Source organism: Flagellimonas hymeniacidonis (assembly GCF_008040165.1).
Taxonomy (GTDB): Bacteria; Bacteroidota; Bacteroidia; order Flavobacteriales; family Flavobacteriaceae; genus Flagellimonas; species Flagellimonas hymeniacidonis.
In genome coordinates this window covers 1,113,307-1,137,949 of the sequence record NZ_VRUR01000002.1, presented here as the reverse complement: position 1 = coordinate 1,137,949, position 24,643 = coordinate 1,113,307, and the positions used below count along the sequence as shown (strand labels likewise).

Here is a 24,643-nt window from a genome sequence, read left to right as displayed (position 1 = left end):
AAATAATAAGGGCTTAACATCTATTGCCTAAAAAACACATAAAACGTGTACTAATCAATCATAACAAATTCATCAATTAATAAATTTTAACACCATGACAATTTTTAAGAATACTAATTACTTAATCATCTTTTTGGCCCTCTGCATGGGAAGTATAAACGCTCAAATTGGCCATGAAAAAAATACCCTGAAAGACTCCATTGAGATTGATGGTGTGTGGCGCAATTATGAATACCATGTTCCTCAGCACCCCATTAGAAAATCGAGACTTATAATTGTTTTACATGGGGATGGAATGACCACAAAGTCGATTCAAACAACAACAGGATTTGAGTTCAATAAATTGGCAGATAATACGGGTGCTACAATCGTTGTTTATCCGCAAGGCTATAAAAATTACTGGAATGATTGTAGACGGGAGGCCTCTTTCGAAACAAAAAACAAAGATATCAATGATGTGGCTTTTATTAAATCCATTATTCAAAGAATGGAAAGAAGATACCATATTGATCACAAAAATGTCTTTGCGGCAGGTTATTTCAACGGAGGAAATATGTGCTATAAATTGGCCAAATCAATTCCTGATGTTTTTAAAGGATTCGCCGCAATTGGAGCAAATTTGCCCATAAAGTCCAATGATGATTGTGTCCCTATCAACAAAGCTGTTTCCATAATGGTCATAAACAATATGTCGGACACGATAAACCCATATAAGGGTGGTGAGCTTGCCTCATTAGACGGATTTACCAGAGGAAAAACACTGCCAACCAATGAGACATTGGATTATTGGTTAACCCTTTTGGAGCAAAACGATGAAGCCCCATTGTCATCGCTTTCATCCACTATTGTAAAGGCCAATTCCACATTTTTTCGAGATGATTACTGGTCGAAGGAAAAGAACAAAAGAATCTCGCTTTTAAAAATAGTGAAGGGTGGGTATCCCTTTCCCAATCCACATGTGGATCAGTGGTCTCAAATAGCAGCCAACATGAACAAGCATATCAACATCCCTGAAACTGTAATGCGGTTTTTCTATCAGGTACAATACTCCAATACTCAGTTAAAATAAATAACGCTTTGTGATTCAGATTATATAAAAAAACAATCCTATGAAAAGTATTAAACAAATTTTTGCAATATCAATTTTACTATTTGCTCTTGCTTGTGGCAGTGACGATTACGATGATAATCCTAAAGAACCAGAACTTACCGAGATACGAGTAATTGGGCGCGGTGTTGCCATAGCGCAACCCAAAACCATAGTGCATCCCAAAACAGGAGAAACTTTAGAACCCAACTGTTTTCTTATGGAACTTATAGATCCAGATAGCGGAGATCTAATTGGAACGCTACAGGACTGTGTTGTCGATAATGTAACGGACAGTGTTGGCACCATTCTATCTAGAGTAATCACCTCAATCAATATTGATGGGCGAGGTACCATTCAAGCTGAAAATCAGGTCATACAAACACTTCAACCTCCTGATGAAGCTTTGAAATTTAAAACCCTATTTACTCCTACGGAAAACAATATCATTAATGCAACTTTTGAGTTTGAAGGACGAGAAGGAACCGTTGCTCTAGATGGGGAAGTAAGTTTGGCTGACTTTGACCAAGGCATCGTTTCCTTCAATTGCAATTTCACCATCAATTTAGAACCTTATTAAGTCTTAGTGCCGTAATCATATTTTGATTACTACATAGTGTTGGTTAAGTGCTCATTGCCCTAAAAATGCATGGGCACTTTTAGCCTCACTGCACCGAAAGACCCCATTAAACCATCGTTTTTAATCATGAGAAAAAAAGTATGGCTGGTATTCCTATGCTGTTGCCCATTATTTGCAATTGCTCAAAGTAATACCATCAATGGCCAAGTAAAAGACAGTCTGAACACCCAAATACCCCTGGCACATATAATGATCCTACAGGAGGACATTTTTGTAATAGGTGCCATTACCAACTCAGTAGGGAGTTTTGTGATTGAAAGCCTAAAGAATGGTTCTTACAGTTTAAAAATTGCCGCCATAGGTTACCAAGATTTCACAAAGAAATTCACCTATACTGGAGGCAATCTGGATTTAGGCGTTTTGCAATTACAAACTGAATCAATTGCGCTTGACGGAGTAGAGTTGGTGGGTAGAAAAAACCTCTATGAAAAACGAGCAAATAGTTTGATCATAAATGTTGAGCAGCAAATTTCTGGTGCAGGTAGATCAGTTCTCGAGCTTTTGGCGAGCACAGCTGGTGTATCTATAAATCAACAAAACGGGACACTTTCTTTAAATGGTAGAGGGCAACTGGCCATTATGGTCAACGGAAAACTAAGCCGAGTTGATGGTCAGGCCTTACTCAGTCTTTTAAAGAGTATGCCTACATCAGAAATTAAACATTTTGAGGTATTCAATAATCCTCCTGCCAAATATGAATCAAATGGTTCTGGTGGTATGATAAACATTACAACCAAATCCAATAACATCAATGGTAAAGGAGGAAACTTGTCTTTAACAAGTGGATATGGTAAAGGTGAAAAAACAGGTTTGGCTGCAAGCTTCCATTCCCAACAAGGTGAAATCGGTTGGTATGGCAGTTATTCTTTTAATAGAGATTACTCCCCAGAGGTATGGGGATTACAAAGTGAGTTTACTGATTTAGAAATTCCAAAAAAAGTAAACACCCGTAGCTTTCGAAAACCAATTACCGTTTCGCAAAATTATTCTTTTGGTTTGGACTTCGAAGCGTTGGAAAACACAGATATCGGTGCAACCTTAAGCGGGTATAGTTCCAAATGGGATATGATTGCCTTTGATAATGTAAGCAACACCAACAGTTTGGATGAGATGGAATTGCTGGACATTAAAACAAATGAAATTAATCACTGGAATCATGTCGGTGGCAACTTTCGCATACAACAATCTTTGGATAACAATCATAAGTTGGCTCTGGATTACAACTATTTATATTACCATGACAACAACCCAAGTTCTTATGTAATTGAGTCCGATTTTGTTGAAATCAAAAAAAAGACTCCCATCACCTTTAATGTTTTTAGCCTAGACTATAACTGGACCCTTTCTGAAAATGTAGACCTCGAATTTGGAGCAAAAAATAGCACATCACAATTTAAAAATACAGTAGAAGTAAGCTCGGATAATGGACTTCAGGTAATTATTGATGACGAGCTTTCCAGTACAACCCAAATGGATGAAAAAGTGAATGCTTTCTATGCTTCATTTCAATTTCAATTTGGTGAGAAAACGAGTTTAGCCACGGGATTGCGTTTTGAACACACTCGTAATGAATTAATTGGAGAAGAAAACGAAGATATCGTTCAGAGAACGTATGGGAATCTATTTCCAACACTAAGTATAACCCAAAAAATTACTGACTTACATCTTCTAAAATTGAATTACGGTAAGCGTATCAATCGTCCCAGTTTCAACAACTTGGCTCCATTTGTATTATTTCTTGGCCCGGATGCGCTCTATTCCGGAAATTCCAATTTACAACCGGCTCTGGTTCATAAAATTGGATTGGAATGGGGTTGGGCAGCAAAATATATGGCATTGGAATACATAATTGAGGAAGACGCCATAGTTGAATTTCAACCTAGACTTTCAGAAAACGGGCAACAATATGTTTTTAAAGCAGAAAACATGGATAAGAGAAATATTCTTAGTCTTTCTGTTAGAATTCCATTTGGTATTACCCCATGGTGGCAAAGTGAAACGAATCTCAATTATCAGCACGAAACTTTACAAACACAATTTCAAAACTCCGCCTTTAAAAGAAGCAAAGGCACTTACAAGATAACATCCTCCCAACAGTTTTCAATAAGCCCCAATACACGTTTAGAGTTAAGTGGGTACTACCAGTCTTCCTCCCTATTTGGAATCAGTGACTTTGGAGCAAGAGGATCATTTAACCTTGGTATTCAACACAAATTGAGAAAGAATTACGGCACGTTAAACCTATCATTTAACAACGTGTTTGCTTCCGACAATTGGAAAATAAAAACCAACCATTCAAATCCAAATATCAATACACTCGAAACTTACTTCCCCGAATCTAGAATTATGGTTTTGTCCTATGTCAAAAGTTTTGGAACAAATAAAAAGAAATCAAAACACGTTTCGAACAGTGCCAATGCGGAAAAAAACAGGATTAAATAAACGTTAAAACAATTTACACAAATAATTAAATAAAACACTATGAGCAGCGAATTCAAAAACAATGCTATTCTAGGCCCAATCAACTCTTGGATGTTCAAAATACTTTCAGGATATATGAATTATCTTTTTGGAAAATCTAAAAGGGATCTTTTTAAGAATCACCCAGAAACAGTTGTGGAAATTGGTCCAGGAGCTGGAGCAAACATGCGATACCTTAAAAAAGGAACAAAGTTGATTGCCATAGAACCCAATATTCATATGCATGCCAACCTAAAAAAAAGTGCAAAAAAATATGGGATAACTCTTGAGATAAAAACGGTTATTGGAGAATCTATTGATTTACCGGACAATTCTATTGAGTTTGTAGCCTGTACATTGGTTATGTGCACAGTGGCCAATCCAGCTAAATGTGTTGAACAAATAAAACGTATTCTAAAACCCGCTGGTGTTTTTGTATTTATTGAGCACGTTAAAGCAAAGGAAAATACCATTGTATCATTTATTCAAAATGTAACCCATAAACCGTGGCATTGGTTCTTTGAAGGTTGCAATACCAAAAGAGATACAAAGTCTTTGTTGGAGTCTGCCGGTTTTAGCTCCTTATCCATAGAAGAATACAATTCCTATTCTCCTTTCGTTCCAATTACACCACAAATTAAAGGTCGAGCGATAAAATAATGTAGTTAATTTTGAAAAGTCCTATGTATTTACAGGGCTTTTTTTCTTAATGAACTAGGTCTTATCTTGTATCTTTTGTAGAAGGCATTTGAAAAATTACCAAGACTGGAATAGCCTACTTCATAAGCAATAAAGGTGATTTTGTTATCTGTGTTTTGAATTTCGTTGTATGCCCTTTCCAGTTTTAATTCAATACAGAAATCCACAACACTTTTTCCAAAGGCATCCTTAAATTTAGTTTTAAGAAAGTATTGGTTCAACCCAACGGCATTGGCAATTTCTTTAATGGATAATCTTTTGTGTTGGTTTTTAAGAATATATTCCTTCGCCTCAATGATTTTTTGTTTTGAGGCATCTGTAAACTGAATTGAATTTTTAGTTTTTTCTCGCAACAAAGGAATAGAATGAAATATCAAATCAATGAGCTTTGCCTCTATGAACACCTCTTTTAAATTCCCCGAAAAGGGATTGTGTTTAATATCATTGATTATTTTTCTGGTCTTAGAATCCAATAACGCATATTCCTGATCAAGAAAATATTCATCATTGGTCTCAATAACAGCTCTAAGTGATTGCAGCTCTTCAAAATCCTTTAGAAAAGAGTTTAAGAAATATTCAGGTTGTATAACAAAACCGAAACTTTCATAATTGCAGTTCTTAGGAAAATGAATGGCGCAATCTCCTAACTTCTCATAAATGATTGTAAAAGTATTTGGTTTAATAATGATCTCCTTTACATCATCTGCAACAATAGTTCTGGTCCTTCCTGCCAGTTGAAAATGAAATTGCAACCATTCCTCTTCAACCTCCTTATAAATAACAACTTTTTCAAAAGTCTGCATTCTTGTAAAGTAGATCAAAAAGCCATTGATGGTCAATTCCTCCTTATGTCCTGTATACCCATCCCCTATTAAATCCAAAACTTTTTCTACTAAGCTAAAAAAAACTGACTTATGCTATTGCCAATTTTCAAATTCCATAACCAGTATTTCCGATTCAATAACAAGAAAGTCGATTCCAAAATTAGTTTTACCTCCTAACAATATCCTATGCGCACTGTTTTCATCATTATAATTTTAGTCTTTGCTTCTTTTCACTTCGCCTTAGCACAAAACGGATTGGCTATTAAAAAAGCTACAGGGAAAATTGAGTTGGATGCCCAAATGAACGAGCTGGATTGGAAGGAAGCCGCAATAGCTGAGAATTTTGCCCAATTCTTCCCAAGCGACTCCGTTCCAGCGAAAGCGCAAACAGAGATACGGATGACTTATGATGAAGACAACCTTTATGTTTTTGCCAAAATGCTGAATTTAGGTCCTAGGGAATATGTAACCCCTTCTTTAAGAAGAGACTTTAGAGGGGAAGCCAATGATGTGATAAGTATAGTACTGGATACTTATGCTGATAGAAACAACGCATTTCTATTTGGAGTAAACCCTTTTGGCGTTCAAAGAGAAGGGCTTATTGCTAATGGGGGAAGTGTGGCAAGTTCAGATACATTTTCTACAAGTTGGGACAACGTTTGGTATTCCAAAGCTGAAATATATGATGATCATTGGGCGGTGGAAATGGCTATTCCTTTTAAAACACTCCGCTATAAAAAAGACCTAAATAATTGGTATATTAATTTTTACAGGTTCGATAGCGAATACAGCGAGCAATCTACTTGGACTCCTATTCCAAGAAATCAATTTATCATCAACTTGGCATTTACCCAACCATTGGTTTGGGACGAACCTTTGCAAAAAACCAAAACAAACATTTCACTAATTCCGTATAGCATTTTTAGAAATTCCAAAAACTTTGAAACGGACACACCCACTATAAACGATTTTGATTTTGGTTTTGATGCCAAATTTGGTTTGGGGCCGGCAATGACATTAGACGTGACCGCCAATCCCGATTTTTCTCAAGTAGAAGTAGATCAGCAGGTAACCAATCTAGATAGATTTGAAATCTTCTTTCCCGAACGCAGACAATTCTTTTTAGAAAATGCAGATTTATTTGCCAGTTTTGGCATTGATGGCACACGGCCTTTTTTTTCCAGAAGAATTGGAGTTACCAGAGATGAATCCACAGGACAAAACCTGCAAAATGAGATTTATGGCGGAATACGATTAAATGGGAAATTGAATAAGAACTTAAGATTGGGAGTGCTCAATGCACAGCTAAAGGAAAATGAAGCCATAGGTTTAGCTTCCACTAATTATTTAGTAGCGGCCTTACAACAGCGAATACTGAGCAGATCTTATCTAAGTGCTACGTTTATAAACAAGCAAGCTTTTGTTGATTCTGTTGGAGGAGATTTCACTTTTTCTCCCAATACCTACAACAGAACACTGGGTATTGATGCTAATTTGGCCACTAATGACAATACTTGGAATGGGAAACTATTCTACCATCAATCTTTTGATGAAACCAATTCGGACTCCAATTATGCTTTTGGTGGTTTTCTAAACTATAGCACGTATAAACTGGAATCCAATCTTACTGGTCAAAGTATTGGTGCTGGATATAATCCTGAAGTTGGGTTTGTACGTAGACGTAATATCTTTCAATTAACTCCCCAGGTTTGGTACAACTACTATCCAAAAAATAGAGTTATTCAAAAACATGGCCCTGGTATTTCTGGTGAACTCATAAAAAACAACATCACATTGGACGATTTGGATTGGAACTTAGCGCTGAACTATAGATTTAATTATAAAAGTACGGCCTACTTAGAGTTATCTGCTGAAAAGCAATATACTTTTTTATTGAATCCTTTTGATCCAAGTGGTCTTAATGGTCTGGCATTAACTGAAGGCACAGATTATGGATATTCTTTTTTAAGTGCAACATATAGATCAGACGCAAGAAAGGTTTTCTCTTATAACTTATCTACTCAACTGGGTGAATATTTCAATGGGTCTTTGTACAATTTAGCCGGCACGCTAACCTACAGATATCAACCATTGGGGTTCACTTCATTAAATTTTGCCTACAATAACATTAGACTTCCCGATCCGTATAAGGATGCAGATTTATTATTAATAGGCACTCGTTTTGATTTCACTTTTACCAAAAATATCTTTTGGACAACTTTTGTGCAGTTCAATAGTCAAATACAGAATGTGAATCTTAATTCTAGAATACAGTGGCGCTTTAAGCCGGTATCAGATATTTTTTTGGTATACACGGATAACTTTTTTGCAGAAAGCCAGACGGAAAATGGCGGCCTTATTCTTCCTACCATTCGTTTTCCAAGACAACGCGCAATCGTTCTAAAACTGAACTATTGGCTCAACCTTTAATGCAATTCCTTCAAAGCTGGTTAATCTACGCTGGCCAATTGGGTGTCACTATACGAAACTCTATAAATAGCATCACCAAAATCATCTGAAATCAGCATAGAGCCATCTTTTAGGAAAAGAACATCTACTGGCCTGCCAAACGCTTCTTGTTTTTCATCATCAAGCCATCCATCTATAAATGTTTCATAGCTAACAGCCTTATTGTTCTCTATCTTTACCAATGAAATCTTATATCCAACTTTGGAAGAACGGTTCCAAGAACCGTGCTCAGCTATAAAAGCATGCCCTTTGTATGCATCGGGGAACATATTCCCTGTATAGAACTTAATGCCAAGTGGTGCCACATGAGCGCCCATGGCCTGAACTGGAGCAATAAAATCTGAACATGGGAAAGCATCTCCGAACTCAGGGTCTTTCACTTTCTCTCCATGGCAGTACGGATAACCAAAATGCTGACCAGCCTCTGAAACACGATTTAATTCGCATGGAGGGATATCATCTCCCAACATGTCCCTACCATTATCTGTAAACCATAATTCATCTGTATCTGGATGCCATGTAAAGCCCACAGTGTTTCTCACCCCTTTAGCATAAATCTCTCTATTGCTGCCATCAGGATCCATACGGGTAATGGTAGCATAGCGTTCATCTTCTTCTGAGCGCTCACAAATGTTACAAGGCGCACCTACGGGAACATATAATTTTCCATCTGGACCAAAGGCAATATATTTCCATCCATGATGAAATTCTGTTGGGTAGTCATCATAAATAACTTCTGGTTCTGAGGGATTGGAAAGTTCCTGCTCTACATTTGGATATCGCAACAGCCTGCCAACTTCTGCAACATACAATGCTCCATCTTTAAAGGCTAATCCATTCGGAACCTCCAACGTGGAATCCAAAACAATTATTTTTTCAGCTTTAAAATCTCCATCCAAATCTTGGAGCGCATATACTGTTTTTTCATTTCTAGTACCCACAAAGAGTGTCCCATTATCGCCCATGGCCATCGATCTAGCCCCATCAATACCTTCGGCAAACACCTCTACTTTAAATCCATCTGGAACATTTAGATTTTGCAGGGGCAAATTGGTCTCTACCTGCTCTTCCTCTGCCACAACTTCTTTTTCTTCTTCCTTTTTCCCTTTACAGGATAATACGAATAGAGATAGTATAAATAAAAATGAAATTCTCTTAAACATGTCTATATTTTTATAATGATTCAAAATCTTTTAAGCCTATGTTAGCATCTTTTGTACTACTAAAATTAAGGCAATTCTAGAGGTATTTTTTTAAATTTTTTTTAAAATATAAGGCACTATCGGTTATGCTCTGCATGGAATCTTTGGCGAAATTTCCTCCCTGTTCCAAATAATAGAATTTCAATCCGGTATGGTCTAATGTGGAGAGCATGGATACATAATCAATAGAACCATTCCCTAATTCTGAATAGTCCCTTGTGATTTTATCCATATCCTTAATATGCCACATTACAAAGCGCTCTGGTTCTTTAGCAATCAATTCAGCAGGGGTGGATTTAGAAGAGTGCTTTGCCCAATACAGGTCCAACTGTAATTTTACCAGATTGGAATCCGTTTGGTTTACAATGATATCGTACCCTAGTTGTCCATTTTGCTCTTCAAACTCAAAACCATGATTGTGATACGCAAAACCAAGGTCGGCATTAGTGACTTGCTCCCCTATCCTATTTAATTTATCAGCAAGTATTTTGAAGTTTTCAATAGTCCTGTACTCTGGATGCAACCATGGCCAAGTGATGTAACTTTTATTTAATGCATGAGCTCCTTCAATACACTGATCCACATACTTTTTTAATGCATCATCCGATTTTTCAAAATATTCCGAGAATCCATAATGTCCGCTGGAAACGGTTAATCCTATATCATCTAAAATATTTTTTAGTTCCTTAGCCTTATATCCATAGTAACTACCCTCCTTCTCATTATATCCATAAATTTCCAAATCCTCATACCCTAACCCTTTAACAGCTTTCAGACTGCCAATAGGGTCTTTTTCCATGGCATCCCGGATAGTGAAAAGTTGGAGTCCCATTTTATATTTGGATGTATTGCTCATGGAAATTCCAGAAATAGGCATCATAGATGCAGCCATTAGCAAACCAGATTGTTTTATAAATGTTCTTCTGTTGTTTGTTTTTGATTCTTTCATAATCCAGTAAGCAGTAGTGGCCAAAAATAGCACTCGAAAATAAGCAAAAAATAATGACCAATATGCTGTTCGTTTTCAGTCCTTAAAACTTACATAGAATTCCACATTACCAGTAGATTTTTTAGTATCTCCCAATTCTTAAAATCCTTTGAAACGTATAAATCTGTTCAATTTCAAGACAGCTAGCTACAGTTCTACGACAAAATGAACTCTTGTAGCTATCAGTTCATAAATTACATGTCTTTTTGTGATTGATATAAAGCAACGTATTATGAATAGAAAAACTTTTATTAAACAAAACCTATTGATTGGTGGCGCGATGGCTATTACACCTGCTGCCATACTTGCACAATCACAAGAGACACAAGAAGATCTTTTTGATTATGATTTAATTATGGAATTTGTATTTGCAGCGCATAAAAGCTTGGATGAAACCCGGAAAATACTTGAAGAATATCCTTTATTGCTTAATTCAACAAGTCAATTTAAAAAAGGGGATTTTGAAACTGCCGTTGGCGGCGCATCCCATATGGGAAGAAAGGACATTGTTGATTACCTAGTAACTAAAGGTGCACGTTTAGATATTTTTAATTATGCTTTTTTGGGTTATGATGACTTCATAAAAAAGCTATTGACCAATTACCCACATTTAATAAACTCATATGGACCTCATGGGTTTACATTATTACACCACGCGGAAGTAGGAGCTCATAAGGAATTGGCAGAGTGGTTACAGGAAAATGGCTTGACGGAAAAAAGATTCAAAGGGGTTTTTGGGTAGTATAATTCTACATTATAGCAGAACATTTAATCCGAAATGGGTTATTGCTATATTTGTATAGCACCCTTTTTCCGTGTTGGTATGTGGACAATTCAGAGTGAAAAGCGATTTTATATTCTCTCCATTGCATTACTGGTGGTTATATTCATTATTACCCTAATACAGAATGTTATCCGTTATAGTGGTCATTCCAGTTACAGTATTTGGGTGTCCATCGTGTATCTATTAGTCTCTGTACTCCTGTTCATTCCCTTTTTAATACTTATCCTGCGTACTCAAAAAGAAGTGAAAAAGCACTACGCCAAATGGTTTTGGCCAATGAACCTAATCCTGGCTAGTATAGCTCTTTTTGTATTTTATGTTTTTTCCAATATCGTATTGCATGCTTTTGGTTATTTTGATTTCTTCATTGACGCTGAATACGCCAGGTACTATTTTGGAAGAGAGGCTTTATACCATTTGCTATTGATTTTTGGTTCCGCTTTATATGTTTTTAGCTTAAAACCAAAAACACAAACCATTGAGGTCTACAAAGGTCGAAAAAAGGTAACCATAGGTTTGGATCTAGTCCAATGGGTAGAAGCGGATGGCCATTACCTAAATTTTTATACGGACACAGATATGTTTATCAAAAGAGAACGCTTGAGTGTTTTGGCGAAAATGCTTGAGTCTGACTTTATCAGGATACATAGGAAGTTCGTAGTGAACAAGACTCAAATAAAATCCAAGGAAAAAGACAAACGGGATGAATATTTGATTTTAAACTCCGGAAAAAAACTTAAGATTGGTCAATCATTTAAACCAATTACTTGGTAACTCACATTATTCACTAGCATATTCCCGTATCCTTCCTTCATAAGCGATAGCAGTTCTGTGAGAACTATTTATGTTTAGGGAACTCAAAAGCGATGGTGTCAGTTGGGCAATTACCTGATATGTTTCCGTACCTCCATCTATGGTAAAGCGTATTGTATACCCCTTAGTCTTAGTATTGGGTACAAGTTCAAAGTCTTTAGGAATACCATCAAATTTAATCCCAGTATTATTGCTATTGTACGCTGCACTTATTTGTCGTTCCCCAAAGTAAGGAAGGTTTGCTTCCACCCTATCACCAATAACTCTTAAATAACTAGCACTTCCGGACACATCAATACGGCTTGGGGTGCTTCCAGGGGGAATAAGACCAGCATTGGCCAAACTGTTTACACTACCAGTAGCCAAGGGCCTGGCAAAGCTTGCCAAAATTTCAAAAGAATTATTGGACACGACTTTGTTCAACGCTTCAATTTCGGCATCAGTTGCGATATTTTTTGGATTTGAAGCACAACTTGCAATAACACAAATCAGAATAGCAAAAAGGTATTTTTTAAATGTTTTCATAGCGAGAAAAAAAGGATACTACAAATTACAGAATCTACTCAAGATTTCCGATTTATACAGTATATTTAACTTTCAACCAGGCCAGCATATATGACGATTACATTTCGTAAAGTACTTTTACTTTTTACTTTTTCCAGTACATCCCTCTTCCAAGCGCAACAAACGCAATATCAAGATTCTATAATAAACAAACCTGTTTATCAAGCTACTGAACTAATGCAGGAGCCGCTCATAGATGGGGACGTTTTAAATGATTCTGTTTGGCAAACAATCCCGGGAATAGAAAACCTAGTTCAACTGCGACCCAATTATGGGCAAGCAGTGTCAGAAAAAACAATTATCCGTATTGCATATTCGGCAAGCACCTTTTATGTTAGTGTGGTTTGTTATGATAAAGATGCCAAGAACATTGTGGTATCCGATTCACGCAGGGATGCGGATTTAAATGATGAGGATAGCTTTCTTTTTATTATAGACACCTATCATGACCGACAAAATGGGTTTCTCTTTGGCACAAATGCGCAGGGAATGGAATATGATGCACAGATTGATAATGAGGGAATAGGAAATTTCAATACCAATAGACAACAAGGAGGTGTTATAGGTGGTACCAACTTAAATTGGGATGCTTCATGGAAAGTACGGTCTCAACTTGGGGATTATGGATGGAGTGCAGAATTCGCTATCCCATTTAGGTCCTTACGCTTTGCTGCGGGAAAAAACAAAACTTGGGGATTAAATTTCAGAAGGAATATTAGCAAAAATACCGAGACAGCCTACTGGACTTCCCTCCCACTAGGTTTCGATATGAAACGACTATCACTTGCGGGTGAGCTCACAGGTTTAAATCTTAAAAATCCGGGGAATCTAAAATTAATACCCTATGCCCTAGGGCAATTTGTTAACGATAAATCTGTATCTCCCAGTGAAACAGATACTAATTTTGAAGTAGGTGCGGATATCAAGTACAGTATTACACCAAGCCTTACTCTGGATCTTACTTACAATACCGATTTTGCTCAAGTAGAAGTAGATGACCAACAGGTAAATCTTGATAGATTCAATCTATTTTTTCCAGAAAAAAGAGCATTTTTCCTTGAAAATGCAGGTCAATTTGGTGTTGGAAGTCCTGGTGAAGTGGATTTATTCTTCAGTCGTAGAATAGGAATTGGTGATGACGGAAGCTTGGTGCCCATAATTGGAGGTGCCCGTTTATCTGGTAAAGTTGGACAGACCAATGTTGGATTTCTGAGTATGTTCACTGATGATGTTGATGCATCAGGAATAGAAAAAAACAATTTTACCGTAGCTCGTGTGAATCATGATTTTCAAGGAACTAGGTCCTCTTTGGGCGGAATATTCATTAACAGGGCAGGGCTTGGTGAAATGGATGATGATTACAACCGTGTTTATGCCATGGATGGAAAATGGGGTATTGGCAATAAAGCTGAAGTAAATGGATTTGTTGCCAAAAGCGTAACACCTGGAATTGAAAACAATGATCATGCATTTAAAATATTAGGAAATTACAACTGGAACGGATGGGATTTACGGGCTGGGTACACAGAAGTTGGTGAAGGATTTAATCCTGAAGTTGGGTTTTTGCAGCGTACAGCATTTAGAAAGCCCGAGTTTCTGGTGTTAAAGGCACATCGGGTAAAAAATATGGGGAATTTATTGGAGATACGTCCCCATGTATCCTACAGGGGCTATTGGAATTTTGATGATGAACTCATTACAGGGTTTTTACACATTGATAATCACTGGGAGTTTAACAGTGGTTTTGAGGTGCATACTGGAATCAACTTCACCACAGAGCGTGTGCTGCAGGATTTTAATATTTCCAACGTTACTGTGCCCATGGGCAATTATAGAAATGCAGAATTACAGCTTATTGTTATTACGAACCCTAACAATGCGTTCTCTTTTGATTCAAGAACAATAATAGGAGGTTATTTTAACGGAGATAGAATTACGAATAGCGGCACTGCAAGACTAAGGCTTGGTGACCGTTTCAATACTTCTCTGGTGTTAAGTCATAGCGACATTCAGCTAGAAACGGGCGATTTAACTGCTTTAGTTGGGGGCTTAAGACTTTCCTATTCGTTTACCCCAAGAATGTTTGTACAAAGTTTAATACAGCGTAACAACGTATCCAATATTACTTCTGTAAATGCTCGATTTGGGTGGCTACAAAATGCCAATACAGGATTGTTTGTAGTATTTAATATTGTAAAAGACGATGATTTGTTAGATAATTTGAACAATCAAATCTTTACGGTGAAGTACACCCATCGTTTTGATATTCTGAATTAACATCTTTTACTTAGATAGGTTTTCTCCACAGAAAACTGTGCTTTAGGTAAAATCTAAGCAGGCGAGCTATATTTTCTTTACACGAACGGCATTCATACCCTTCATGCCCCTTTCCAGTTCAAAAGATACTTTATCGTTTTCAACGATTTCATCAATTAAGCCACTGACATGGCAGAAGTATTTTTCTTGATTCTCGGTATCAATAATAAACCCAAATCCTTTGGAAGTATCAAAGAAAGAAACTTTTCCATTTCTTACTGGATCAAATTCTTCTTCATCACCTTCTTCTTTTTTAGGGATTCCAAGTGTAATGCTTTCGGCTTCAACAGCCATTTTTTGAGAAGGATCCGGTGGAGTATCGGTCAAATTGCCATTGTAATCTACATACGCAAACTGAATACCCGTTTTGCCGCTTTCCTTAGCTTCGGCTTTTCGGGCTTCTTTCTTTTTTTGCTTCTCCTCTTTTTTCTTTAAGCGTTTTTTTTCTCTTTCTGATTTATTATACGTCTGTTGCGATTTAGCCATAAACTATACTACTGGGGTTTTTTAAATGAATTAATAAATTGCAAGATAATGAATGAGAGCGTTGAAAACAGGGATTTTTCAAATATTCGTGATAATATTCCTTTTTACCGTCAAAATATACCCGATTCCTACGAATGCTAAACCCGAACAGCTGTACATTATTAATGGAATTCTAGAAATGGTTTCTTGGTAATACCACCCTGAGCATAATGCGCCCAATCCTATACCCGCTTCCAAGGCGATATACATCGTAGCCATTGCCTTTCCTTTTTGCTCCGGCAAACTCAAATCTATGGTCCAGGCATTTAATGCCGGTGACACCACTCCCATGGCAAGACCGTACATTGCTGCTCCGGTCATGAGTCCAGATTTGGTGTTAAGATATCCTATTAAGAATAAAGATGTCAAAAGCAATAGAAGGCCAACAACAATTACTTTTATCCTTCCATAACTATCTGAAAATTTTCCAGCTATAAACCGAACTAAGAGCGATGATACGGTAAATACAATAAAAAAAATTCCTTTGTTTACAAACCCTACTGCTTCGCTCCAATCCGGAATCAATGTAAGGATAACGCCGAACCCAATATATGCCAAAAACGTAATAATCGCTGGTGGTAGTGCTTCCCACGCAATGATGTCTTTTCTGGTAATCTTTAGCAACGCAAACCTAAATTGTTCTTTCTTAGGTAGTGTTTCTTTTAAATTCATCATGAGTACCAAGGATAGCAAAGCCACCATAGATGAACTGTAAAACAGAACTGAATAGGAAAAATAGAGTTTGATAAAACTCCCCAGAGCTGGCCCTAAGGCCAGGCCAGTACTAAAGGCTATTCCTTGAATTCCCATGGCCTCACCCAATCTTTCGCGAGGAACCACATCTGAAACAAAAGTAGAAGTGGCAGTCGGTGTGAATCCTGTAGAAAAACCATGAAACAGTCGCAGTAATAGGAAACCGTAAACCGTAGTTAGAATGGGGTAAAAGCATCCACAAATTAAACAGACCATGGCTCCAAAAAGCATCACAGGCTTTCTTCCAATAGTATCCGTTAATTTTCCACTAAAAGGTCTTGAAATTCCTGCGGTTAAGGTAAAAAGGGCTATAATGAGACCTATGTACTTGGCACCCCCCATGCTGCTTAAGTAAGAAGGCAGTTCCGGAATCAACATATTATAGCTTGCAGAAAATAGAAGCGAACTAACACAAATAAGTATAAACTTAGGGGTATACATTCGTTGTTTTGTAAGTGTTATTTGACTTCTTTCTGTTGACATCACAATTGGTATTCCGTAACTTTATGGGCAAAGAAATTGTTTCTATACAGTACTAAAAAGGACATTTGTCCCCACCATAAAAATGATTAGAACAAACCCTGAATTAACCTCATATGTAAAAAAGCTTTTTGTATCTGGATTGTATGAAATAGTAGAAGAAAAATTTCCCTCAAAACATAGAATCATAGAACAGGATAGGCGGTATAACAAGGTCTATTTTATTACAGAAGGAATTACCAAATGTTATATTTCCGATGAAAATGGAAGAGAATTTATTCAGGAATTTTTAGGGGATGGAATGGAATTTGGAGAGTTGGAGGTCTTTAGTAAAAAGTATACCATCTGTTCTGTTGAAAGTATTACACCTTTGAAAGTCCTTTCTATTTCCCATTCGGGTTTTAATGAATTATTGGAAACGGATAGTCATTTTAATAGACTGATTATGAAAGCGCTAGCTGACAAAATTAGATACAAAGCCCCCAGGCACTCTTACCAACATTCCTACCCTATTGAAGATAACATCATACAATTAAAAAAAGTGTTCCCAGAGTTTACGGAGGTGATATCAAAAAGAGATATTGCAAATTACATTGGGGTTACCGTTAGAAGTCTCAATAGAGCCTTGAAAGAGTTAAAGACAAAAACAGATTTGTATTAAGAAAGTCCTTCGAACCATTTTTTAAAATCTGCCACCTTTTCTCTGCTGATAACCACCTCTTTATCCAATTTCGAGTTTAGAACAAGCTTTAATCTTCGATTGGCATAAACGGTAACATCCGTAATGGCGTTGATATTAACAATAAAGCTGCGATTGACTCTAAAAAAGAGCTTTGGGTCCAGTAATGCTTCCAATGCCTCCAGTTTATATTCTATAATATACTTTTTTCCTTTCTCTGTAATAAGATATGCATCCCGTCCTTCAGCATAGAAGGCACTAATTGAATTGCTCAGCACAGAATTGATGTGATTTCCTATTCTCACTAAAAACCTGTTTTTGTATGTTCTTTCTTGTAGTTTTTGAATTACCGGAGCCAATTCAACAGGTCTTGAGAGCTGTTCTTTCAATGATTTTAATTTCAATAAAGCCCTTGAAAGATCCGTGAACATAATTGGCTTTAATAAATAATCAATGCTGTTCACCTTGAACGCATCTATCGCGAATTCATCAAAGGCAGTTGTAAAAATCACTGGTTTTTGAACCGATATTTGAGAGAAAATCTCGAAACTTAGTCCATCTGTTAATTGCACGTCCATAAAGAACAGATCTACTTGGGCTTGATTTTCCTTAATCCATGGAAGTGCTTCTGCCAAGGAAGATAGTATGGTGAGCACCTCTATATTTTCACTATACTTTAAAAGATAGCGTTCTAATTTTTCAGCCGCTAGTGGTTCATCCTCAATGATTGCAATCTTCATACTAGACTCAATTTTGGGAGATATACAGTTTTATATAGGTCATCATGAACAACTTGAACAGGTTCTGTTGCATAGTATTTATAATCTCTCTTAATACATTGTAAGTCATTAATATTTAATGATTTACCTATTTTTTCTTCATGTTTATATTGAATGGTTAACTTGTCTTCAGACTCTAAAATATTCAAGGTCACTTTCTCAACTTCCGATGGAATTGTGGTACGCATTACTTTTTCAGCGATACGCAATAAACTTCCTGGCACAACCAGCATTTTGCTTGAAGCTATTTCACCTAGCTGCATTTTTCTGTATGGAAGTTCTGAAAATAGCTGTAAAAATTCTTCCAAAGTTCTTAGTTCATCAGCCAAAGGAACCAACTCATCTTTCTTTTTGGATAACAAATACCTATAAACCATGGCGAAACGGTCTGTAATTTGCTCTGCTTTATCCGAATCCTTTTTCATCACAACCAAAATAGCTTCTAAGCTTTCAAAAAGTAATTCTGGATTTATTCCTCTTTTAAAATCAGTGAAATCGTCTTCAATTTCCTGCCTAGCCCATTCCTCTTTCTTCAACTTTTCGGTATTCACCATATACAAAAACTGGTGGCTCACATACAACAGTACATAGATTAAAGCAATAACAGAAAAAATGCTATTAAAAATCAATAATTCCCTACTATTTGGTGCATAGTACAATACCATGGTAAAGTATAGGTACATTGCGAGTGACACCAAAGCTATATTGATTAGAATGGTACTTATAATCTGTAATATGGTTTTTAAGAAAAATGAAGATGGCCATTTTAGTCGTTTAAAAATAATAATTGAAATACGGGAATATTCTTGAATCAGGTATGCGAGACCTATGCACACATAAAGTTCTTGTCCGAAAAAGTTAGCTCCAAGCTCATCAATGGTATTATTGATCAACAAAATAAGAAGGTACACCAAAGTGCCACTGAACAAAGGGCTCAACAATCTAAACAGGGGCTTATGTATAAATAGTTTTCTCATGTGATCAGTGGAAGTTTTACGATAAAGTCTTCATGGTCTTCGATTTTTACTGGTTTGTTTACCAATAATTCATACCTGGAAATAATGTTTTTAAGCCCTATTTTCAAAGATTTGGTTTCAGGTCTTTTTACCGTTTTGTTATTGCTTACTTCCAAAAAACCATTTGTGGGCTTTATTTGAATTTTTAATTGATTCCCTTCATTAACAATGTTGTGTTTAACTGCATTCTCAACCAACATCTGAAGTGTTAATGGCGGTATTTTACTTTTAAGCTCTTTGTTCGTTAATTCCAACTCCAGTGCTAGGTGATCTCCAAAGCGTGTTTTTATTAAAAAGCAGTAAGAATCCACAAAAGCTAGTTCCTCCTCTATCGTGACCAATGTTTCTTTGTATGTTTTAAGGGTGTACTGATAGGATTTAGCCAAAGACCTAATAAAAACCTCTGCCTTTTTTATGTCCTTTTGAAATAGGGAAGACACAGTGTTTAGGCTATTAAAAAGAAAATGGGGGCTTAGTTGCGATTTTAATGCCCTTAATTGGAGTTCTGTCTGTTTACGTTTGAATTGGACTTCCATTACCTGGCCTTTGGTATATTGCTGATAGGAGTAAAAGACCATGTAAATGATATTGTATATGAGGATGGTACAAAATAATAGTATTCCTATTTTTAGCAGCACATTGCTTCCTTCGTCCGAAAAAAAATTGTAGCTAGAGTATAATATTTCATATCCTTTTAAGCCCAGGAGAACAATCCCAAATCCTAGAATTAAGTGCATTAGTATTCCAGATAGAAGCCTTAATCCTGTCTGCTGTTTCCACCGGATAGTCTTATTTAAAAAAAGATTGCAGAAATGGAAAACATAGCTAATAGTTATCCCAAGAAAACCATTAAGCATGAGCTCCCAAAAACTTGGCTTTCCGCTAAAGTTGTGAAAACTATAAAACAAGATTCCAACAACAAATCCTAAGCTGATAAGGAACAGGTTTCTTCCCATGGTCGGTCGGTCGGTGAAAAAATTAAAAATCCTGTCCATTACACCAAAATACTCATTATTACGCTAAAGCGAATGGAGGATTTTGGCGGTCAGGATTTTGATTGGTTATTCAATTGCGTTTAAAGCCCTTCTGTAGTGCGAATCAGACGAAATACTTTTGCATACGGACCTGTAGGCTTCTTTTACTGCAGATTCCTTTTGCGAAACCCTTCTTGAAAATGCAATTAAGGATTCCGCTTTATGATAGTCCGAGTTAATATCTTTAATGGTCCATATAACCTTGGTAAGCTGGGCATCTGAAAATGTGTTTCTCGCCATTTTTTTAAAAACCTCCGCTTTATGATTATCAGAACCCATATGTTCTATAACATCGGACAAGATTTCAATATTATCATCTGAAAGCTTCTTCTGCACAACGACCTTTAGCACATTAGCCTTGTGGCTATCCGAATCCATATGTCTCACTTGCTTTAATAAGTGTGAAAGAGATGATGGATTAAGGTCTTTTCGAACCATTTTGGTAAGTACATTGTCTTTATGGTAATCGGAATTCATGCCATCCAAAGCGCTCAATAAAGTATGAAAACTGCTATCTGAAAGTCCTTCAGCGCTTAATGCACTTCTTAAAACCTCAGATTTGTGATGATCAGAGTCTATCCCATCTGCAGTACTGAGGAGTAATTTCATATTTGCGGCATTCAAGGTCGAATTCCTAAGCACCGTAAGCAAAACACTTGATTTATGATGGTCTGAGTCAATATCTTTTGTAATTACGAAAAGAGAGTTCATCTGATTCTCTTTAAGCGTACCATCTTTAATAGATCGCTTAAGGACCTCCGCTTTATGGTGGTCTGAATCTATTTCTGAAGTAGCCTCGATATATGCCGAAGTGCTGGCTTCAGTTGCCAAAAACTTAGAAGTGTTATTTTTTAGGATATCGGCTTTATGATGATCCGAGTCAATATCATCGCCGATAACGTTTAGGATGGAAATTATATCAGCATTTTTAAGGTCTTTTTTCAGCAATAGTTTTATGTACCTCGCTTTTACATGATTACTACCAATAAAATCAACCTCTTTTAGCACCCCATAGGTGCCACCCTGCTTATAAATACGATCTACGCGTTGCTGCGAGCCCAAAGTAGTTGTGCGCACTACTTCTAAAAGAATTTCAGCCATCCATTTTCTTCCCTCTGCATCAAAACTTCTTTCAGAACTTCCTACGTAATATTTTTTTATAAGCTGCCCCGAATTATTGGATTCTATAAAGATTCTCCGGCGGTTTCCAAAGGCAGATTTCTTTATTTCCATATAGCCTCCATCAGAAATGGCGACTACGTCACTATCATCATTTGAAAGTGTAATTTCCCCTCTATATTCCACATGAAAGTTATTGCCAAATCCGTTTTTTACTGAAATTGATGTTTTTCCATTGCTACTGATGTCTACGGAAGTGCTCTTTCTTTGGCCATACATAGAATCTCCTCCTGCAAGTAAAAAGAGAAGAATGAGCTTAAGCAACAAGGATGCAAAAAGTTTAGTGAGTTGATTCATGATTGTTCGTTTTTTGATTGATTATTGATTATTGTGATGAACGTTTTTGATTGATACAGCAAATATGCGCACCAATGTCTTTCCTTTAAAATAAAATGTAGCGAACTGGACGATTTATGTATTGAATTGTACAGGGAACCCAAAAAACGCAACTAAGATGGTAAGGCAAGTAGTCTACCTTTTAAATCTTTCAAAGATGGCCAAGGTTTTTTTAGCATTAATAAAGTAAACTCCCGTAAGCAAAACAACGGCTGCTATTATAGATTGCAGGGTAATTTGTTCGTTAAGAAAGTACCAGCCCAATATGAGTGCAACAATTGGATTTACATAGGTGGAAGTAGCAACTTTTTCAGGAGAAACGGATTTAAGTAAATAGTTGAAGGAGGTAAAGGCAAGAATACTTCCAAAGATAACCAGTAGAATCATTACTAGTTGCACTTTGCCGCTCCAGACAAGGGGCGATGTCCAATTTTCGCCGAACCCCAAACTCATAAATGCCAAAATAATTCCTCCCGTAAACATTTGATAGCCTGTGTTTACAAAGTAATTTGTAGGCAGGTCCGCTTTGGCCACAAAAAGACTACCATACCCCCAGCTCAGCATACAGAAAAAAATCATGACCATTCCCAAAATTGACCCTTCCTTGGTAATAATTTGTTTTTGACTTACAAGAAGATAAATCCCGATGACTCCAAAGATGACCCCAACGACCGACATGGGTTGTATTTTTTTTCCTTGTAAAATGCGCATCAATAGCAAAATGATAAGTGGTTGTGCAGAAATCTCCAGCGCAGCAAAACCAGTATCCACGTAACGGAGTGCCCACACCACTACTCCATTACCAAAGCTTAAAAAAAGGAATCCGGCAATTATCGTATTCAGCAATTGCCTTTTTGTTATCGAAATTTGAATCCCCATTATCCTGGCAATAACAAAAATTAAAATTCCAGCAATGGTAAAGCGAAACGAGGCCAGCATAAATGGAGGCAATTCTAAAACTGCAATCTTATTTAGCAAATATGTAGATCCCCATATAACATATATGGCAAAAAAAGCAAGAATGACAAGCGTAGAATTAGAGGACTTTCCCATTCTAAAAAGTGTGGCTGTTTGTCCTACAATAATACGGATGTTTGCAGGAGTAAAAAATATATTCCAAATGAAGTTTTACAAAAAAATTAGCGTAGTTTATGAATACTGATTTGTATCCAATAGATAGGCTGCCATATCTCTTTCCAATTGTTTAAAACGGTCTAAATGAAGCTGGATATCCTTTTGTAGATTTTTGGCGATACCCTTTTTTTGTTTTACCAACTGCATGATTTGGTTTTGTTGACTTGCAAAAACTTTGAAGCTATGCTTGAGTTCGTACAATTTTTCAAAACAGGAATGATTGTTGGGTTCACAGGTGTATGAATTTAGTTTTTTGGAAAGCCTCTGAATAATATTGTTGTTTCGCTGCATGCGAATTAGCAATTCTTGGATTTGGACTGTACTGTTTTCCGTTACATTACTCATGGCACTTTGTTTAAAGATTACTTGCTCCACACCTCTCCATTAAGTTACTAATTATCTTACATTCTACGACAAAATTAACCTTATTTTTTAGTATTTAACATATAACCAACCTTCATATTGTCTATATAAAAATTTGATATACAGATATTTGAACATTATCAAATTTAAATAATAAAAAGAGGAATCCGTAAGAATCCCATGTCTTCAACACTATTAAAATGTTAAACAAAAGTCAACAATTCTGTAAGTAGTCTCTTTCTTTAAAGACCTATTGTTTACTTTAGTTCAAAAAAATGTTATGAGATTGTTTTCAGTAATTTTTGTTTTATTTATTGGGCTATATACCAATGCCATTTACAGCCAACAGACCAAAATAAAAAGCGGTCAAATTTCCTTTGAGTTTGTTTCTAAAAAAGTAAAGGGAACCATCGGTGGTTTTACCTCCGAATCTTCAATTAATTTGGATAATTTGGAGCATTCTGTGTTCAAAGGTTCCGTTGTTTCTGAAACTTTGGACACCAATAATGGGTTGCGAAACTGGTCCCTACGAAGTGGGAAGTATTTTGATGTGGATGATTATCCCAAAATTCACTTTGAAAGTAATGAGGTTAGGCTAAGTGGTGAAAAGCTTGTTGTAAAAGGTATTTTGACCATTAAGGAAACCTCCAAACCCATTACAATCACGTTTTCTCAAAAGGGAAATCAACTTATAGGGACTACCTCCTTGTACTCTATTGATTATGGAATCAAAATCAAGAAAAAAAGAGAGGATAACTTAGTGAAAGTCAAAATGATTTTTGACATTGACAATTAGCGTTATTTGCTTTTTAGACTTTCCTGACTGCTTTTATTTTTGAAAAGCAAGTTGTAAATCTTTCCAACTCCCCAATTGCCCAAAGGAAAATACAAGGCAAAGAACAGGGCCATGCCTAGGCTAAAGTTGCGAATATTGAAAAATTGGTCCAATATATTGTTTGGGTATGCGTATGAAGTTTGCAATGCATATCCTCCAAATTCCAATAGTCCCATGGCGATGAGTCCGTATGCATATTGCATATGAAAAGGCAACCCTCGTAACACCAAAGAAATTGGAACCATATATAATATATAACACGTAATTACCTGCCACCAAAAGGTGAACTTGGCTATCTCCATTTGGGCTCCAAACCAGTTCATACCAAGGCCCCACAGAAAATAGACAAGACAGTACATCATCAACAATCGCTTATCAACATTTATTTTTTCCAAAACAAAACTCAAGAACTCTTTCATTTGGCCGCTAGTTTAGTATCTATGATTTCCAGTGCATCTTTAACGGTTTGCATACCGTCCATATCTTCATTTTCCAACATAATGTCAAAAGCATCTTCCACATCAAGAACAATATCGACCAAATTGGCCGAGTTAATGTTCAGTTCTTGCGTAAAGTTACTTTCCAGTTGTATTTCTTCCGCAGAAACATCATCTGGCAAATAGGTTTGTACAATCGCTTTTAGTTTCTGATATTTTTCTTCTTGCATTCTTTGTTTTAAGTATT

The 24,643-nt window shown here is 36.5% G+C and carries 24 protein-coding genes; 10 read left to right on the top strand and 14 right to left on the bottom strand.

Translation table 11 applies throughout. The features are described 5' to 3' along the window. Positions 1–94 precede the first annotated feature (94 nt). From FVB32_RS14020 to FVB32_RS14005, 4 genes are all read left to right on the top strand, one after another. Positions 95–1,069: an alpha/beta hydrolase family esterase gene (locus FVB32_RS14020; protein ID WP_147744425.1), complete on the top strand. Its 975-nt coding sequence runs from the start codon at positions 95–97 to the stop codon at positions 1,067–1,069. A 40-nt stretch (positions 1,070–1,109) separates the two neighbouring features. Beyond that, complete coding sequence (locus tag FVB32_RS14015; protein WP_147744423.1) at positions 1,110–1,667, top strand: hypothetical protein; 558 nt, start codon at positions 1,110–1,112, stop codon at positions 1,665–1,667. Between the two features lie 126 nt (positions 1,668–1,793). Continuing rightward, complete coding sequence (locus FVB32_RS14010) at positions 1,794–4,169, top strand: TonB-dependent receptor domain-containing protein (protein WP_187269582.1); 2,376 nt, start codon at positions 1,794–1,796, stop codon at positions 4,167–4,169. Between the two features lie 39 nt (positions 4,170–4,208). Then, on the top strand, positions 4,209–4,847 hold the full coding sequence (locus FVB32_RS14005; protein ID WP_147744419.1) for a class I SAM-dependent methyltransferase: 639 nt from the start codon (positions 4,209–4,211) through the stop codon (positions 4,845–4,847). A gap of 29 nt (positions 4,848–4,876) precedes the next feature. Here FVB32_RS14005 and FVB32_RS14000 read toward each other — a convergent pair whose 3' ends face one another. After that, entirely contained in the window at positions 4,877–5,767 is an 891-nt protein-coding gene (locus FVB32_RS14000; RefSeq protein ID WP_147744418.1) for a helix-turn-helix domain-containing protein, read from the bottom strand. 129 nt (positions 5,768–5,896) lie between these two features. Here FVB32_RS14000 and FVB32_RS13995 point away from each other — a divergent pair, with 129 nt between their 5' ends. After that, positions 5,897–8,140 (top strand): DUF5916 domain-containing protein, encoded by a 2,244-nt coding sequence (locus FVB32_RS13995; protein ID WP_147744416.1) that lies wholly within the window; start codon positions 5,897–5,899, stop codon positions 8,138–8,140. A 20-nt stretch (positions 8,141–8,160) separates the two neighbouring features. Here FVB32_RS13995 and FVB32_RS13990 read toward each other — a convergent pair whose 3' ends face one another. Both FVB32_RS13990 and FVB32_RS13985 read right to left on the bottom strand, forming a co-directional pair. Next, complete coding sequence (locus FVB32_RS13990) at positions 8,161–9,342, bottom strand: PQQ-dependent sugar dehydrogenase (RefSeq protein WP_147744414.1); 1,182 nt, start codon at positions 9,340–9,342, stop codon at positions 8,161–8,163. Between the two features lie 76 nt (positions 9,343–9,418). Continuing rightward, complete coding sequence (locus FVB32_RS13985) at positions 9,419–10,330, bottom strand: sugar phosphate isomerase/epimerase family protein (RefSeq protein ID WP_222707963.1); 912 nt, start codon at positions 10,328–10,330, stop codon at positions 9,419–9,421. 271 nt (positions 10,331–10,601) lie between these two features. Between FVB32_RS13985 and FVB32_RS13980 the strand changes: the two genes are divergently transcribed. Beyond that, positions 10,602–11,111 carry an ankyrin repeat domain-containing protein gene (locus FVB32_RS13980; protein WP_147744413.1) on the top strand — a complete coding sequence of 170 codons (510 nt, stop codon included), beginning with the start codon at positions 10,602–10,604 and terminating at the stop codon, positions 11,109–11,111. An 81-nt stretch (positions 11,112–11,192) separates the two neighbouring features. Beyond that, entirely contained in the window at positions 11,193–11,927 is a 735-nt protein-coding gene (locus tag FVB32_RS13975; protein WP_187269581.1) for a LytR/AlgR family response regulator transcription factor, read from the top strand. 6 nt (positions 11,928–11,933) lie between these two features. Here the strand turns inward: FVB32_RS13975 and FVB32_RS13970 are convergent, their stop codons facing one another. After that, on the bottom strand, positions 11,934–12,491 hold the full coding sequence (locus tag FVB32_RS13970; RefSeq protein ID WP_147744411.1) for a DUF4251 domain-containing protein: 558 nt from the start codon (positions 12,489–12,491) through the stop codon (positions 11,934–11,936). Between the two features lie 90 nt (positions 12,492–12,581). Here FVB32_RS13970 and FVB32_RS13965 point away from each other — a divergent pair, with 90 nt between their 5' ends. After that, positions 12,582–14,807, top strand: a complete 2,226-nt coding sequence (locus FVB32_RS13965; RefSeq protein ID WP_187269580.1) for a carbohydrate binding family 9 domain-containing protein — start codon at positions 12,582–12,584, stop codon at positions 14,805–14,807. Positions 14,808–14,873: 66 nt separating this feature from the next. Here FVB32_RS13965 and FVB32_RS13960 read toward each other — a convergent pair whose 3' ends face one another. Both FVB32_RS13960 and FVB32_RS13955 read right to left on the bottom strand, forming a co-directional pair. Then, positions 14,874–15,332, bottom strand: a complete 459-nt coding sequence (locus FVB32_RS13960; protein WP_147744410.1) for a cold-shock protein — start codon at positions 15,330–15,332, stop codon at positions 14,874–14,876. 78 nt (positions 15,333–15,410) lie between these two features. Beyond that, on the bottom strand, positions 15,411–16,607 hold the full coding sequence (locus FVB32_RS13955; protein WP_246139890.1) for an MFS transporter: 1,197 nt from the start codon (positions 16,605–16,607) through the stop codon (positions 15,411–15,413). Positions 16,608–16,689: 82 nt separating this feature from the next. Between FVB32_RS13955 and FVB32_RS13950 the strand changes: the two genes are divergently transcribed. Further along, the gene (locus FVB32_RS13950; RefSeq protein ID WP_147744409.1) at positions 16,690–17,265 is read left to right on the top strand and encodes a Crp/Fnr family transcriptional regulator; all 576 of its coding nucleotides are present in this window, start codon (positions 16,690–16,692) and stop codon (positions 17,263–17,265) included. On the opposite strand, the gene FVB32_RS13945 is transcribed toward FVB32_RS13950, so the two are convergent. The 6 genes from FVB32_RS13945 to FVB32_RS13920 form a co-directional block, all read right to left on the bottom strand. After that, positions 17,262–18,023 carry a LytR/AlgR family response regulator transcription factor gene (locus FVB32_RS13945; RefSeq protein ID WP_147744408.1) on the bottom strand — a complete coding sequence of 254 codons (762 nt, stop codon included), beginning with the start codon at positions 18,021–18,023 and terminating at the stop codon, positions 17,262–17,264. The genes FVB32_RS13950 and FVB32_RS13945 overlap by 4 nt on opposite strands. After that, positions 18,020–19,039, bottom strand: coding sequence for a histidine kinase (locus tag FVB32_RS13940; protein WP_147744407.1), 1,020 nt, complete (start codon positions 19,037–19,039; stop codon positions 18,020–18,022). The genes FVB32_RS13945 and FVB32_RS13940 overlap by 4 nt, the downstream gene beginning before the upstream one ends. Continuing rightward, entirely contained in the window at positions 19,036–20,034 is a 999-nt protein-coding gene (locus FVB32_RS13935) for a sensor histidine kinase (protein WP_187269579.1), read from the bottom strand. The genes FVB32_RS13940 and FVB32_RS13935 overlap by 4 nt, the downstream gene beginning before the upstream one ends. A 105-nt stretch (positions 20,035–20,139) precedes the next feature. Continuing rightward, positions 20,140–21,588 (bottom strand): hypothetical protein, encoded by a 1,449-nt coding sequence (locus FVB32_RS13930; RefSeq protein ID WP_147744405.1) that lies wholly within the window; start codon positions 21,586–21,588, stop codon positions 20,140–20,142. 174 nt (positions 21,589–21,762) lie between these two features. Further along, the gene (locus FVB32_RS13925) at positions 21,763–22,680 is read right to left on the bottom strand and encodes an EamA family transporter (RefSeq protein WP_147744404.1); all 918 of its coding nucleotides are present in this window, start codon (positions 22,678–22,680) and stop codon (positions 21,763–21,765) included. 96 nt (positions 22,681–22,776) lie between these two features. Further along, entirely contained in the window at positions 22,777–23,136 is a 360-nt protein-coding gene (locus FVB32_RS13920; protein WP_147744403.1) for a hypothetical protein, read from the bottom strand. Positions 23,137–23,404: 268 nt separating this feature from the next. Here FVB32_RS13920 and FVB32_RS13915 point away from each other — a divergent pair, with 268 nt between their 5' ends. Further along, positions 23,405–23,920, top strand: a complete 516-nt coding sequence (locus FVB32_RS13915; protein ID WP_147744402.1) for a YceI family protein — start codon at positions 23,405–23,407, stop codon at positions 23,918–23,920. A 2-nt stretch (positions 23,921–23,922) separates the two neighbouring features. Here FVB32_RS13915 and FVB32_RS13910 read toward each other — a convergent pair whose 3' ends face one another. Both FVB32_RS13910 and FVB32_RS13905 read right to left on the bottom strand, forming a co-directional pair. Further along, a complete protein-coding gene (locus tag FVB32_RS13910; protein WP_147744401.1) occupies positions 23,923–24,378 on the bottom strand; it encodes a hypothetical protein in 456 nt (151 codons plus the stop codon). Further along, positions 24,375–24,626 (bottom strand): phosphopantetheine-binding protein, encoded by a 252-nt coding sequence (locus tag FVB32_RS13905; RefSeq protein WP_147744400.1) that lies wholly within the window; start codon positions 24,624–24,626, stop codon positions 24,375–24,377. Before FVB32_RS13905 ends, FVB32_RS13910 begins: the two co-directional genes overlap by 4 nt. Between the last annotated feature and the right edge of the window lie 17 nt (positions 24,627–24,643).